This is a genomic window from Candidatus Chloroploca asiatica (assembly GCF_002532075.1).
Lineage (GTDB): Bacteria > Chloroflexota > Chloroflexia > Chloroflexales > Chloroflexaceae > Chloroploca > Chloroploca asiatica.
Genome location: NZ_LYXE01000110.1, coordinates 44,529 through 58,677, shown reverse-complemented (window position 1 = coordinate 58,677; position 14,149 = coordinate 44,529). Strand labels below are relative to the sequence as shown.

11 protein-coding genes are annotated in these 14,149 nt (G+C 59.1%); 1 reads left to right on the top strand and 10 read right to left on the bottom strand.

Annotation, left to right across the window (positions count from 1 at the left end):
• Window positions 1-2 precede the first annotated feature (2 nt).
• From A9Q02_RS14385 to A9Q02_RS14365, 5 genes are all read right to left on the bottom strand, one after another.
• On the bottom strand, window positions 3-3,146 hold the full coding sequence (locus tag A9Q02_RS14385; protein ID WP_141508925.1) for an ATP-binding protein: 3,144 nt from the start codon (window positions 3,144-3,146) through the stop codon (window positions 3-5).
• Window positions 3,147-3,186: 40 nt separating this feature from the next.
• Entirely contained in the window at window positions 3,187-3,471 is a 285-nt protein-coding gene (locus A9Q02_RS14380) for an HU family DNA-binding protein (protein WP_097653778.1), read from the bottom strand.
• 466 nt (window positions 3,472-3,937) lie between these two features.
• Window positions 3,938-5,332, bottom strand: coding sequence for an adenylosuccinate lyase (gene purB, locus A9Q02_RS14375; RefSeq protein ID WP_097653777.1), 1,395 nt, complete (start codon window positions 5,330-5,332; stop codon window positions 3,938-3,940).
• A 22-nt stretch (window positions 5,333-5,354) separates the two neighbouring features.
• The gene (locus tag A9Q02_RS24900) at window positions 5,355-6,338 is read right to left on the bottom strand and encodes an STAS domain-containing protein (RefSeq protein ID WP_097653776.1); all 984 of its coding nucleotides are present in this window, start codon (window positions 6,336-6,338) and stop codon (window positions 5,355-5,357) included.
• 24 nt (window positions 6,339-6,362) lie between these two features.
• A complete protein-coding gene (locus tag A9Q02_RS14365; RefSeq protein WP_097653775.1) occupies window positions 6,363-7,310 on the bottom strand; it encodes a metallophosphoesterase in 948 nt (315 codons plus the stop codon).
• Between the two features lie 218 nt (window positions 7,311-7,528).
• Between A9Q02_RS14365 and uvrC the strand changes: the two genes are divergently transcribed.
• Window positions 7,529-9,556 (top strand): excinuclease ABC subunit UvrC, encoded by a 2,028-nt coding sequence (gene uvrC, locus A9Q02_RS14360; protein WP_097653774.1) that lies wholly within the window; start codon window positions 7,529-7,531, stop codon window positions 9,554-9,556.
• A gap of 328 nt (window positions 9,557-9,884) precedes the next feature.
• Here uvrC and A9Q02_RS14355 read toward each other — a convergent pair whose 3' ends face one another.
• From A9Q02_RS14355 to A9Q02_RS14335, 5 genes are all read right to left on the bottom strand, one after another.
• Window positions 9,885-10,838, bottom strand: a complete 954-nt coding sequence (locus A9Q02_RS14355; RefSeq protein WP_097653773.1) for a threo-3-hydroxy-L-aspartate ammonia-lyase — start codon at window positions 10,836-10,838, stop codon at window positions 9,885-9,887.
• Entirely contained in the window at window positions 10,838-11,968 is a 1,131-nt protein-coding gene (locus tag A9Q02_RS14350; RefSeq protein WP_097653772.1) for an FtsW/RodA/SpoVE family cell cycle protein, read from the bottom strand. Before A9Q02_RS14350 ends, A9Q02_RS14355 begins: the two co-directional genes overlap by 1 nt.
• Window positions 11,969-11,997: 29 nt before the next feature.
• Entirely contained in the window at window positions 11,998-13,020 is a 1,023-nt protein-coding gene (aroF, locus tag A9Q02_RS14345) for a 3-deoxy-7-phosphoheptulonate synthase (protein WP_097653771.1), read from the bottom strand.
• Between the two features lie 108 nt (window positions 13,021-13,128).
• The gene (ndk, locus tag A9Q02_RS14340) at window positions 13,129-13,584 is read right to left on the bottom strand and encodes a nucleoside-diphosphate kinase (protein WP_097653770.1); all 456 of its coding nucleotides are present in this window, start codon (window positions 13,582-13,584) and stop codon (window positions 13,129-13,131) included.
• A 172-nt stretch (window positions 13,585-13,756) separates the two neighbouring features.
• Window positions 13,757-14,104, bottom strand: a complete 348-nt coding sequence (locus A9Q02_RS14335; protein WP_097653912.1) for a roadblock/LC7 domain-containing protein — start codon at window positions 14,102-14,104, stop codon at window positions 13,757-13,759.
• Window positions 14,105-14,149: the final 45 nt, after the last annotated feature.

The following is a 14,149-nucleotide window of genomic DNA, read 5'->3' as shown; positions in this document are numbered from 1 at the left end:
CTTTACCACTGATCACATTCATCGGCGGCAGCGGCCGTTGCGATGAGTAATGCGGCCCCCCCCAGGCGCGCCAGGGCGGGGGCCGTTACTTCGAGGGTGCGCAGGATGGCCTCGCGCCCATAGGCTGATGTGCGCAGAATACTGGCGAGGATGGATCGGGCCAGCCTGGGATGTTCGTCGGCGAGGGCATAGATCAGCGCGGCAGACGCACGGGCGCGCTCGGCTGGTCGCCGGATTGAGGCGATGACCGTGGCAGCGTTGATCGTGTGGCCCTGTTCGGCCTGGGCTATCCCAATGGCGGCCAGGTAGCGGGCGCGATCTTCGCCAGGTGACAGCACCGATGGCTCGTTGGCAAGGGCAAGCGCCTCGTCGTTGGCTCCAGCGGCGATCAGGTGCGGTGCCATCACGATCAGGGCACGGGTACGCTCGACGGACGAGGTGATGGTCAGCGCTTTTTGCATGGCCAGGCGTGGATCGTCATTCCGGGCCTGTTCGATGCTCAGGTTGGCAAGGGCATGGGCCTGTTGGGCTGGGTCGGGGATGCGTTGGCACAGGGCCATGGCTTCGTCCCAGTGCCCGGCAAGCCCCAGATGACGGGCCCATTCAGTGTAGACCCAGGCCTGCTCATCTACGTCCTCGACCTTTTCCATGAGGCGATAGGCGGCTTCATATGCGCCGGTCTGAACCAGTGCAACGGCGACTTTTGCCATGGCCCGATGGCGTTCTTCGCCTGGGGGCAAGGTGTCAGCGAGCGCGAGCGCGCGTTCGGTACGCCCCAAGGTGGCGAGGGCGGCGGCGAGCGCTACGAGCAGTGGGGCGCGTTCGGCCTCATTCACCGCATCGATTGCGCGGGTTGCCTGTTCCAGGGCGAGCATGGCGACCAGACCGTTCAGGGTGAGGCGCAGTTCGATGAGGGCCGCAATCCGTGTCTCGACGCCAACGATGCTTTCGGCGGCACTGAGCGCAGCCCCATCATTGCCAAGCGCGGCCAGGGTGCGTGCGAGCGCGGCGAGCCCGCGGTCGCGTTGGCTTTGCGTGGTGAGGCGGGCGATCCGTTGACGGGCGGCGGCTTCATTGTGCTCGGCTTCGCTGCATGCGAGTTCGATTTCGGCCCAGGCAACAACCGTTGCGAGGGTGCTTGTGTCGATCAAACGTTTTCCATCGGGGTGACCAGCCCGTACCAGGGCGACCCCGACTTCGGCGCGCGCCCAGGCGCCCATTGTTTCGTGCATCATGCCACAGGCCAGAAGGCGTGCCTCGTCCCAGGCTCCGAGGGTTACCAGATGGCGCACGACCTCGGTCTCGACCATGGCCCGCCGCTCGAGGTGTTCAATCCGTTCGGTAATTGCCAGCGTCGCTTCCACGTCACCGAGCCGTAGGGCTGCCTGGGCAAGGGCCATATGCAGCGTTGCGCGGCTCTCGTGCCAGGTGCGTGAAAAGGGATTGGCTTCGAGATCGAGAGCCCGCGAGAGCAAGCGCATCGCGGTTGGACGCATCCGGTTGGTGTAACAGATCTCGCCGAGACGCCGCAAGATGACAGCTTTTTGGAACCCATCGGGAAGCCGTTCGACGTGTTCCATGACCTGTTTGAGGGCTACCTCCCGCCCGCTGTGCCCGATCGCTTGCACAAACGCTTCAGCGGTCATGGCCGGATCCAGTGTGCGTACGCGGCTGGCTAAGGTTCCCGTACGCAATGCCGTGCTGATCAGGTCGCCTAGCGATCCCAACTCGTCTGTCTGGTGGGTATTCGTTTCGACCAGCATCCGCAACCACCAGCGCACTTCATCATACGCATACCAGAGGGTGCCGTTACGTTCGTGGGTGCTTACCCAGGCCTGGTCTGGCTCAAGCCTGAACTCATGCTGGCTTGCCGCTGGTGGAGGGGCACTGGCTGGTCTAGATCTCACGGTGGGCACTTGTCGTTGCCCAGAGGGAATGGTTGCTGATGCCAGGGCGGCATGTCGTGCATACGCCTGGCGCAGATATGGCCCGGTTGGTTCATCGTGACGGACGGACTGGTGCCCTGACTGATGGTGGCGGGGAACGGTGACGTTGCGTTGTACCGCAAACTCAGCCAGGCTCTGATGCATGTGGGCGACTTCGGTCGGGGCGATGTGGGCAATCAGGGTAGGGATCGCCCGATGAACAAAACGGACAGTGCGCACCGGTGGCAGGGGGGGGCCATTGACATCAAGCCCGACCCGCGCCTCGCATGAAAGCGTAAGTAGCTTGCTTTGTTGCCACCTGGCAAGCAGCGGGATGGGATTATGCTTGAGCACGAGTGCGGCGAGGCTCGGTGGCACCGGTGCATCGGCGGCGGCCAGCAACAGCGCCAACTGACGCTCGGCTGGCGCGAGCCCCGCCCACCAGTGCCGCAACAGGGCCTCCAGGCCCTGCGGCAAGGTCTGAAGGGCGAGCTCTTTTGTTTGCAACATGGCAACGGCCAGCCGAAGATAGAGGAAATTGCCCTGGGCGGCGAGCAGCAAGGGGCCGATCCAGCTTGAAGGGCAGCCTGTGGCCCGCAGGGTCTGGGCCTGCACCAGGGTCGAGTCAGGATCATCACCAGGTAGGCACAAGCGTGCAATCGGGCGCCAGGGCGGGACAGTCCCCGGGCTACAACCAAGCAGGATGGTCACGCCCGGGGGAAGATCGATGAGCAAGGGTAACGGGCCAGGATAGCGAGGTTGGCCGGGCGGTGTAAGCTCATCGAAGGCCAGAACCACCGGGTGGTGAGGGTTGCACCGCACGAGATCGGCGAGCAGGCGTTCGAACGCAGCGGGATCGGTCGTGACGCTTGGATCAACGAGCGGCAAGCTTGGGCGATAGCACGCCACCAACTGCGCATAGAGCAGATGCAGACTATGCGCACCCGCCACATCGGCCCGCCAGAGAGGTAGGGGGCGACGTACCGCGAGTTGGGCCAGCAGGGTACTGACACCGCTGCCAGGTGGTCCTTCCACGAGGATCAGGCCACCTGGCGAACCATCGAGATACTGTTCAAGCCGTGCGCGTAGCCTGCCCCGCTCGTGGGTATGGGCGAGCGTTGTCTTGAGGGCCTCTTTGTGTCGCTGTAGCTCATGCTGGAGGGGGGCTGCCAGCATTGGCAACCCCTCGATGGCGACAAGTGCCGGAGCTACTGGAGCCACAACGCGACCTCACTGCGCTGCCTGGAAGAGGCGTACCGCCCTATGCTGATTCGCCCTTGACGGCCTCTTTCAGCGTACTGCTGGCGCTAAAGCCGGGCGTTTTGGTTTCAGGGATCGTGATCTTCTCACGTGTCTGTGGATTGACGCCTTCACGCTGCTGACGGTGACGAACTTCAAAGGTTCCGAACCCTGTCAACGTCACCTTTTCGCCTTTGGCGAGTTGCTCGGTGATCACATCGAGCGCCGAGTCAATGACCAGCTTCGTCTCCTTCTGCGACACCCCGGCTTTTTCGGCGACGGCCTTGATAAAATCAGTCTTCTGCATCGGTGCAGTCCTCCTTAGGTCTAGCAATGATAGTTTCCACGTATTCTACGGACGTACGATTTTTGCCCTTCGGGACGCAGTATACCGCACTTGTCAAGCCCCATGTCGCATTGTAATGCCTTGAACCCCTTTTTTGACTATACCATGCCTGTTCTAGGGCTTTCTAATGCTGAAAAAGCTACCTGACAATGGTGTAATCAGAAGGAAAGCTTTAACATAAAAGCACAGCCCATCGTATTCTAATACGACAGACTGCGCTTGCGGTGTCAATCTTATTGGCTAGGGAATGAAAGGCGGCCCCTGACGCCTGGTGCGGCACCTTCCCCATTCCCAGACCTATCTCTGTACCGCATTGCTATTGTACGCTACGGCAGGCCATGCTGTGAATAGCCCACAAGGAGGGGAATGGCTTAGTACCAGGAGTGCGGGCGACTAGCGCAATCGGGCTATTGGGACTCCGCACCCCTCACCACCCACCGAAAGCCTGTTCATCGCGGAGCAGCGCGAGGCGATTGGCAAGGCCGGTATAGCGCTCGGGGCTAAGGGCCAGTAGTTCGGCCTTGACCTCTTCGCGCACCGTCAGGCTGGCCACAAACTCGCGGAGCAGTTCCAGGCTGAGGGGCCGCCCGCGGGTCAGAGCTTTGAGGGCTTCGTACGGTTCAGGATAGTTCTCACGGCGAAGGATTGTCTGGACAGCCTCGGCGAGCACCTCGGGGTGAGCCATCAAGTCAGCCTGCATGGTCTCGTGGCGCACGGCAATCTTATGCAGGCCACGCAGAGTGCGCTGATAGCCGAGGAGGCTATAGCCAAACGCGACTCCGAGGTTGCGCAGCACCGTACTGTCGGAAAGATCACGTTGCAGGCGCGAGATGGGCAGTTTCCGGCTAAAGTGTTCGAGGAGGGCATTCGCAATGCCAAAGTTGCCTTCGGCATTTTCAAAATCGATGGGATTGACCTTATGCGGCATGGTTGATGACCCGACCTCACCGGCTTGCAGGGCCTGGGCGAGGTAGCCATCACTGATATAGCGCCACATATCCTGACACAGATCGAGCATGATGATATTGGTGTGTTTGAGTGCATCGCAGAGCATCGCGAGCGTATCGTGCGGTTCGATTTGGGTGGTCAGGAGCACCGGTTCAAGGTCGAGCGAACGTACGAAGGCTTTGGAAAACTTGAGCCAATCGACCTCAGGCAAGGCGGCAACCTGGGCCGCAAAGGTACCGGTCGCACCATTGAGCTTGCCGGTCAGTTTGATCTCTTTGCATGCATTGCTCGCACGCCGCAGACGCATAAAAAAGACATTAATCTCTTTCCCGAACGTCGTTGGCGTTGCGGCCTGCCCGTGAGTGCGGGCGAGCATCGCGGTCGTTGCCTCGGTATCAGCCAGATGGCGCAGGCGCTCGATGATCCGCCCCACCGCTGGCCCCATCACCATATCACGGGCATCCCGCACCAACAGGCTATAGGCCAGATTATTGACATCCTCAGACGTCAGCGCAAAGTGGACAGCCTCCTGCACATGCGTCAACCCGAAGCTTTCAAGTTGTTCACGCAGCCAGTACTCGACGGCTTTGACATCGTGGTTGACCTTGCGATCCCATGCGGCAATGGCTTCGGCAGACTCGTCGGTGAACTCGCGATAGAGGGCACGTAAGCGTGCCTGTTGGTGCGAGTCGAGGGCGGGGACAAAGGCGATCCCCTGGGCCCGGGAAAGAAAGATCAGATACTCAACTTCAACGCGTACCCGATAGCGAAAGAGGGCCGCCTCACTGAAATACCCAGCCAATTCGGCCAGATCACGACGATAACGCCCATCGAGGGGCGAAAGAGCGGCCATAGGAGCAAAAGTTGTAGTCATTCTTGCTGGCTTTCTTGCGACATTAGCCCTTTTGCATGGTTTGCAGCGCGGCGGCAATGCCGCTCTTCAAGCTGCCCTGCATATCGATGTCACTGAGATCAACATCAAGATGCACCAGGGTTTGGGCAATCTGTGGTTTAATACCGGTGAGCATGACGCGCGCCCCGAGCAGTTTCACGGCCCGCGCTGCCTGGATCAGGGTCTGTGCGACTTGGGTGTCGACCATGGCGACCCCGGTGATGTCAACAATGACCAGGGTCGCCTGGTAGCGCGCTACCCCTTCGAGCAGGGTCTCCATGACCTGGGCGGCCCGCTGACGGTCAATGGTGCCGATCAGTGGCAGAACCATAATTTCGTCGGCAATCGGGAGCAACGGGGTTGAGAGTTCACGCAGCATCTCGTGCTGGCTGTTGAGGATCTGTTGCTGGATCTGCTGGTTGTGCAGCGCGACGCCAAACATGACCGCGAGGCTCCGCAAGGTTTCGGCTTCGACTGGTTCCCAGATATGGCTGGTTGTGCAATCATCGAAGCCCATAAAGCCCCACCAGGTGTCGTGGACAAAGATCGGGGCCACGATCAAGGATTGGATATCTTGCTTGACCAGGAGTTCATGTTCATCAACGGGAAAATCGGCCACAATGCCGTACAAGAGTTGATTCTGGCTCAACAGGGTTTCCCATCGGCTATACCCAGCAGCTTCGTAAGGCATGTCTTGCAGATCGGGGTTGTCAATCTGCGGGGGGAAACCTGGGGCTGACCACTCGGCGCACTGGCTTATGGTGCGTTCGCCAGCCTCGTTTTCACCGTTGACAAAGATATAGGCACGGCTCACTTCGAGGGCGCGCCCAATCAATTCTAGCATCCGAGGGGCCTCTTCAAGCGGATCAAGGTGAAGTGAGAGCAGGCGTGATACTTCGGCCATCGCCGAGAGAACGGCGTCTCGTCGGTCGACAAGATGCTGGAGGCGTGTCAGTTCATTCTGAAGTTCGTCTGGAGATAGTGACATAGCTTGGTTCCTCGAATGACGTGTTTATCCGCTCCCTCGTTGGAGCGTGAAGATCGTGGCCTCGGGCGGGCAACCGAGCCGTAAAGGGAGCCCGCCTAGCCCGCGACTGACATAGAGTTGCGTCTCGTTGACGTGAAAATGGCCGCTTGCATAGTGCCAACCAAAGCGGGGTAGGCAGAATGAGCCTAAGCCTGGCAGACACATATGCCCCCCATGCGTGTGTCCCGAAAGCTGGACATCGATCCCGTGCCCACTGATGTAATCAAGCGCGTCGGGACAGTGCGCCAGGAGGAGCCGTACGCTTGCGCCAGGGGCGTGTTGCAGGGTAGCCTCGATATCGGGCACGCCGTCCCACATATCATCAAGCCCGGCCACAACCAGGGTCTCTTTCCCGATTGTAACCGGACGATGCTCGTTGATCAATATTTCGATGTCGAGATTGGTCAGGGTCTGTTTGATCTCGGGCACGCCTTCCCAGTAGTCATGGTTGCCAGGCACCGCGAAACGGCCCAGGGGTGCCCTGGGCAAGCCCTCGAGCACAAACGGGAGTTCGGCAATGGCGTGTTCGTAGCTCACGAAATCACCGGTAAAGACGAGCAGATCAGGCTCTTCGGCGGCCATCTGGTGGACGGCCCAGCGGCTATTTTCGGTCGTATACCGTAGGCCCAGGTGCATGTCGCTGATCTGACCGATCCGGAGGCCGTCAAGCGCCAAGGGAAGTCTGGGTAGGTTCAGGGTGATGCGTTCAAGCTGCGGGCTGCGCGGCTCGTACAAGGTAGCATACGCCAGACTTGTTGCGCCGATGCTTCCCAGCAAGGCGGTGGTTTTCAGGTGACCGGTTGCTAGCGCGGCGGTGGTGAGCACGCCCCCCGCGACTGTTGCGCCGATCCAGCGACGTGAATAGCGGATCTTGCCCGGGCTCGGGTCAAAGCGACGCCCCTTATGGCGGGGTTTTTGTGCAGTATGTGTCATCGTTTTCCTGGGGCATGCGGCCCCATGTGCTGTATATTCAGGGCTGAGGCTCTACAACCTATGTTTGTGCTGGCGAAAACGGCCTGCTTCGCTGGCCGTTTTCGTCAGGACAAACGAGATTCCTGGGGTCTGTAGCCCCAATCCCCATAAAAGGCTCTGTTGTAAGTATACTCGAAATAGATGACAACTCGGTGAAAAGCTGCGGTACAATAGATCATATGCCAGACTTTTCATCTACTGCCATTGCTGATCCAGTCGCCTTTGATGAGCGCCTGCGCCTGGTGCCCGACACCCCCGGGGTCTATCTCTGGAAGGATGCCCAGGGCCAGTTGATCTATGTCGGCAAAAGCAAACGGCTCCGTGATCGGATGCGATCTTATTTTGGGGCACCCCGTGGGTTGAGTGCCAAAACACGGCGGATGGTCAGCCATATCGCCGATTTCGAGATCATTGTGACGCAGAGTGAGCTTGAGGCGTTGCTCCTTGAAATGAATCTGATCAAGCAGCATCGCCCGCGTTACAATATTCTGCTAAAGGACGATAAGTCCTATCCCTATATCAAGGTGACGCTGCAAGATACCTGGCCGCGGGTCTTTTCGACGCGGCGGGTGGCTGATGATGGGGCGCGCTATTTTGGCCCCTATGCAAGCGCTGGCTCGGTGCGCAAGACGCTCGATCTGCTCAATCGGCTCTTTGCTTTTCGCCCTTCCTTCGAGTGCAAGGATGATAAGTTCAAGCACTATCGCAAGCTGGGCCGCCCCTGTCTCTACCACCAGATGAAACGCTGTCTTGGCCCGTGTGTGCCTGGTCTCGTCACTGAGGCCGAATATCGCGCTACGATCGAGGCGGTCTGCCGTTTTCTTGAAGGCAAGACTGATCAGGTTGTGCGCGATCTACGTCGCCAGATGGAGCAAGCCAGCGATGCGCTGGAGTTTGAGCGGGCGGCCTATGTGCGTGATCGGTTGCAGGCGATTGAGAAGATTTCGGAGCGCCAGCAGGTGCTGCGTACGGTGGATGAAGACCAGGATGTCATTGCTTTTGCCCGTGAAGATGGCAGCGCCGTTGTGCAGGTGCTCTTTATTCGTGGCGGCAAACTGGTCAATGCCGAGCCCTTCACGCTGCAGGGTACCGACGACGAGACTGATGCCGATTTGCTTGCGTCGTTTATTACGCAGTTTTATGATCACGCGCCCAACGTGCCGCCGACCCTGCTGCTCGCCGATCATATCGAAGAGCCGATGATCATTGCGTCGTGGCTCGAGCAGAAGGCGGGTCATCGGGTCGAGTTGAGTGTGCCGCGTCGCGGTGAAAAGAAGCAGTTGATCGAACTGGCGGCCACAAATGCCCACCAGAAGCTCGAAGAGGTGCGCCAGCAGTGGCTTAATAGCGAACAGCGGGCGGTGGCTGGCCTCAGTGCGTTACGTGATCTGCTCGATCTTGCGGCACTGCCCCAGCGCATCGAGTGCTACGATATCTCGAACACGCAGGGCCAGCACTCGGTTGCGAGCATGGTCGTCTTTGAACGCGGCGAGCCGCGCCCGTCGGCCTATCGGCGTTTCAAGATCAAGACGGTGGTCGGGGCCAATGATGTTGCCTCGTTGCACGAGGTGCTGGTGCGTCGCTTCAAGCGTGCCGCCGAAGCGCTCTCCAGCGAAGAGTCTGCGACCACCGACGAAGTTCAGCTTGTTCAGGCTGATCTTTTTGGGGGAGCGCGCACCGGCGCAGGCGACCCCGATGATGCTGCAGACAGTGTAGCCTCACCCGGGGCCAGCGATGCCGAGCGCGACGAAGCCTTGGCGAAATGGGCGGATCTTCCCGACCTGCTGCTGGTTGATGGAGGGCGCGGCCAGGTCAATGCGGCCCTTGATGCGCTCAAGGGGCTCGGCTTTGACCGCATCCCGCTTGCCGGTGTCGCCAAAGGCCCTGACCGCAATCGGTTTGATCTGGTGCTTCCTCATCAGCCCGAGGTGATTGTGCTTGAGCGCAATAGCCCTGTGCTTGGCCTGGTGCAGCGCATTGATGAAGAGGCGCACCGGTTTGCGATCACCTACCATCGCAAAGTGCGCAGCAAAGCAAGCCTCAGTTCATCGCTCGATACGATCCCTGGCATTGGCCCCAAACGTAAAAAAGCCCTGATCAAAGCGTTTGGCTCGCTTGATGGCATCCGTAAGGCCAGTGTCGAAGAGCTGGCGGCTGTGCCGGGGATGAACCGCAAAGCTGCCGAAGAGTTGAAGGGGATGTTGTAGCCTTTGGGGATTCTGCGGCTGCCCCGCCTCAGCGGGGCGTGTTACGCCCACGACGACCGGAGGGCCGAAGCACCGCGCTCATGGCCGTGCCATGCACGGCCATGAGCGCGGTGCTTCGGCCTTACGAGGGGCCGGTGACGCCATCGAGCGGCGCCGCAGCACCAGGGCAGGGAGGGGATGGCGGTCGCGGTCGCGGGTATCCAGGCCGTTCCATGGGTGGACGTGGGGGTGAAAGCCTTGAGTGGTGCGGGCCATACTGTGTTGGGCGCAGGCTGGCCCAGTGGCCCTGGGTTCTCACGTGCGCGAGAACCCAGCACGCTAGCGAGGGCTAGCCGAGGCAAGCCAGCAGCGCAGGATCGACGTTGCCGCCGCTGATGATGACACCGATGCGCTGACAAGTCGGGGGAACCACGCCCGTCATCACGGCGGCGAGGCCGACAGCACCGGTTGGTTCAACGACCAGCTTCATCCGCATCAGCAAAAAGCGCATGGTTTCCAGGACGGCGGTATCGGGTACAACCAGGATTTGCTCGACATACTGCTGAATGATTGGAAAAGTGAGATACCCAGGGGCGGTGGTGCGGATGCCATCAGCAATGGTGGTAGGCGGATCGATCGTCACCCGTTCACCGCAGGCGAGCGAACGCCGCACATCGTCGGCCCCTTCGGTCTCGACGCCAAAGATACGGAGCGTCGGGTGATGGGCTTTGGCGGCGATCGTGCAGCCACTGATCAGCCCCCCGCCCCCAACCGGCATGACCAGGGTATCAAGCTCGGGAACCTGGGCCAGCAGTTCGTGGGCAGCGGTGCCTTGCCCGGCCATAATCTGCGGATGGTCATAGGGTGGGATCAGGGTGAGGCCACGCTGTTCGGCAAGGGTACGGGCAAAGGCCTCACGGTCGGTAGTTGCCCGTTGATAGATCACCACCTCGGCCCCATAGTCACGGGTTGCGGCCAATTTGACGGGTGGAGCATCGTCGGGCATACAGATCACGGCGGGCACCCCGGCGAGTTGGGCCGCAAGGGCGACACCCTGGGCATGATTGCCACTGCTAAACGCGATCACGCCACGTTGCCGTTCGTGCGCACTCAACCGGCTGATCGCATTGTAGGCCCCGCGGAACTTGAAGGCCCCACCGCGTTGAAATTGCTCACACTTGAGAAAGATCGCCCGCCCGGTCACTGCATCCAGCGTACGACTCGTCATCACGGGGGTCACATGGGCCACCCCGTGCAACTGCGCGGCGGCCTGTTCGACATCAGCGAAGGTAACGGCAAACATCAAAAAACCAGCCGCTTACTACGGAGGGCAATGCTCTGGAGCAGACCAATCGAGATAAGCGTAATGATCATAAAACTACCGCCGTGCGAGACGAGGGGCAAGGGCAGACCGGTGACGGGCAAAAGACTCATATTCATGCCAAGATTGATCACCAGATGGCAAAAGAGCATGCCAAAGATCCCAAGGGCCATCAGGCGACCGAAGGTATCACGGGCCTGGTTGGCAATCGAGAGTGCCTGCCAGAGCAGGAAGGCCTGGAAGGTAATCAGCACGACGCCACCGAAAAAGCCCATCTCTTCCCCAATGACTGCAAAGATGAAATCGGTATGTTGTACGGGAACATAATTACCTTGACTGAAGAGCCCATTGGTCAAACCGGCCCCAAACAAGCCGCCCTGCGTGAGCGCGTTCATTGCCTGCACAACATTATAGCTATCATTGAAATCAACGAGTGACGGATCGTTCAGCAGATAATAAAAGGTGAGCAGGCGACGTTTCTGATAGTCATCAAGGAACGAATCAGATTGCCAGCCGATGTAGACAAGGGGCAGCATAATAACGGTGAGCGTCAGGATCTGTTGCCAGCGGATACCTGATCCCCAGGCCATCATGACCCAGATCGACGCGATCACAATTGCCCCGCCGAGATCGGGTTGTACGAGTACCAACAACCCGAGCAGCCCTGCAATCACCAACCCCCCGAGTTGCACCAACCAGCGGTCGTTGATCTGTTCAAAGCGCTGCCAATAGGCGGCAAGCACAATGATCAGTGCGAGTTTGGCGAGCTCAGTTGGCTGAAACGTACGGGCACCAATCTCAATCCAACTGCGTGCACCTTCACTGGTACGCCCAATAAAGAGTACCAGGATCAGCAAGAAGACTCCGATCAGATAGATCGGGCGCGCCAAACTCGAGAGCAACTGATAATCAAAGAACGTAAACGCGACCATCAAAGTGAGCCCAAGGCCCATATTGATCAAATGATCGGGATAGATGATATGCAACGGCACCCCTGTGCCGGTAACCGCCGTGAGGGTGGCGCTATAGACTGCCAGTGCGCCGAGCACCAGCAAGACAATCACACAGACCAGCAACGGCCAGTTATACTGACGCCAACGACGTATTTCCATACACTCACAACGTAACGATGCAAGCCATCTCAGGATGCCATTGGGCGCTCCATCGCGGTAGCGATGCGGGCGACCTGTTCCATCATGGCGACAAAACGATCAGGTACCAGCGACTGTTGCCCATCACAGAGGGCAAAGGCTGGATTATGATGCACTTCAACAATCAACCCATCGGCGCCGGCGGCAATGGCCGCCCGTGCCATTGGCAATACCTGATCCCAGCGTCCACTCGCGTGGGAAGGATCAACAATGACGGGCAAATGCGAGAGTTGCTTGATCATCGGCACTGCACCGAGGTCGAGGGTAAAGCGGAGCGTATCATCAAAGGTACGGATCCCGCGCTCACAGAGCACGACATCGGCATTGCCTTCATTGAGCACATACTCGGCGGCGAGCAACAGATCTTTCACGGTTGCGGCAAAGCCTCGTTTGAGCAACACCGGGTAACCCGAGCGTCCGACGGCGCGGAGCAGCGGATAATTCTGCATATTGCGGGCCCCGATCTGCAGCATATCGGCATACTCACAGACCATAGGGAGCGTTTCGACATCCATCACCTCGGTGATGACGGGCATGCCGGTCGCCTCACGTGCCTCAGCGAGAATACGCAACCCCTCTTCGCCGAGCCCGTGGAAGGCATAGGGTGACGTACGCGGCTTGAACGCACCGCCGCGGAGCATTGTTGCGCCGGCCTCACGGACAGCGTGGGCAATCGTCAGCGTCTGTTCACGGGTCTCGACGGTACAGGGGCCAGCGATGATGGTCACAGCGGGGCCGCCAAAAACAACCGGGCCGACCTGGACAAGGGTATCGCCTTCGTGAAACTCACGACTGACCAGTTTATAGGGTGATGTTACGCGAATAAGCTGGGCGACCCCGGGCATACGCTGGAGTCGGGTTGCCTGTTCAACCGGGCCACGATTGCCGGTGATGCCGATGGCGGTACGGGTTGGACCGGGCATTGGATGGGGGACATAGCCCATGGCCCGAATTTCAGCACAGACCGCCTCGATCTTGGCCGCATCGGCATGGGCTTCCATAACCACGAGCATACAATTTCTCTTTTGCAGCAGCGCGGTTTGCGCGAGAACTACCTCCGCAAACCACGCTTCTTGACGGGCAAAAAAGCCAGGGCAGTTCGCTTTTTGGCCCGTCCAAGCTTATTCGTGAATCCAGATATGGATGGCGCGCTCCCATTGACCTATGAGTTCTTCAGATTTGAAGAAGATCTCCGTTTCGCGCTCACCGTTTTCGGGCGAGTCAGAGGCGTGGATAAGGTTACGCCCGATTTCGAGGCCAAAATCACCGCGGATGGTGCCTGGTGCCGCTTTGGCCGGATTGGTTGCGCCAACCATGGCCCGCACCAGTTCGACGGTACCGGCTTTGCCTGTGACGACGAGCACCAGGACTGGTGCTGAGGTGATATAGGTGATGAGGCCGCTAAAAAAGCTTTTGCCTTCGTGCTCGGCATAGTGCTGGCAAGCCATATCTTTCGTCATCTGAATCAGCTTGAGCCCCTGAAAGCGCAGCCCACGTTGCTCGAGGCGTGAAAGGATTGGCCCGATCAACCCACGTTGGACTGCATCAGGTTTGAGAATAATCAATGCACGTTCCATAAGTTCCTCATTCTGTGTAGCAAGAATAATCGAGACCAGTATACCACACCCAGAACACACGGGGTAAATCTCCCTGCCTGTTCTGGGTATAATATCATGTCGCGGTGCGCCCAAAAGCCAGCATTGCTGGCTTTTGGGCGCACCGCAGGATTGCATTGGAGGGCGCTAACTTTTAGATCGGCACCGCTTCGCTGATGCGCTTGGCTGCCCGGCGCATCTCCATTTTCACGAGGCCGAGATTGACGGTACGCTGGGTAATGACGACCAGGATCAATTCCTTGGCTTCAAGGAGCAGTATCGAGCCATCTTTGGCGTCAATGATCGAGTCGACCAGCGTGCCGATGCCAATGCGTTTCGTTGCTTTGTCAATCTCACCAAAGACGGCGGCCGACATGGCACCAAGAATTTCGGCATCCTCTTCGTCGAGCAGGGTGCTCGAGACGACAAGCCCATCTTTACCAACCAGGAGGCTTCCAATGACCCCTTCAACGCGTAGCAGGTCTTCAACGATGCGGCGCATACCTTGACCTCTCGTAAACTTATGTTGACCAAACATGTCTGTGCT

Coding starts and splice junctions, on each gene's coding strand:
- A9Q02_RS14380 (WP_097653778.1), bottom strand. CDS start 3,471: ATGCAGAAGACTGATTTTATCAAGGCCGTCGCCGAAAAAGCCGGGGTG.
- purB (WP_097653777.1), bottom strand. CDS start 5,332: ATGACTACAACTTTTGCTCCTATGGCCGCTCTTTCGCCCCTCGATGGG.
- A9Q02_RS24900 (WP_097653776.1), bottom strand. CDS start 6,338: ATGTCACTATCTCCAGACGAACTTCAGAATGAACTGACACGCCTCCAG.
- A9Q02_RS14365 (WP_097653775.1), bottom strand. CDS start 7,310: ATGACACATACTGCACAAAAACCCCGCCATAAGGGGCGTCGCTTTGAC.
- uvrC (WP_097653774.1), top strand. CDS start 7,529: ATGCCAGACTTTTCATCTACTGCCATTGCTGATCCAGTCGCCTTTGAT.
- A9Q02_RS14355 (WP_097653773.1), bottom strand. CDS start 10,838: ATGTTTGCCGTTACCTTCGCTGATGTCGAACAGGCCGCCGCGCAGTTG.
- A9Q02_RS14350 (WP_097653772.1), bottom strand. CDS start 11,968: ATGGAAATACGTCGTTGGCGTCAGTATAACTGGCCGTTGCTGGTCTGT.
- aroF (WP_097653771.1), bottom strand. CDS start 13,020: ATGCTCGTGGTTATGGAAGCCCATGCCGATGCGGCCAAGATCGAGGCG.
- ndk (WP_097653770.1), bottom strand. CDS start 13,584: ATGGAACGTGCATTGATTATTCTCAAACCTGATGCAGTCCAACGTGGG.
- A9Q02_RS14335 (WP_097653912.1), bottom strand. CDS start 14,104: ATGCGCCGCATCGTTGAAGACCTGCTACGCGTTGAAGGGGTCATTGGA.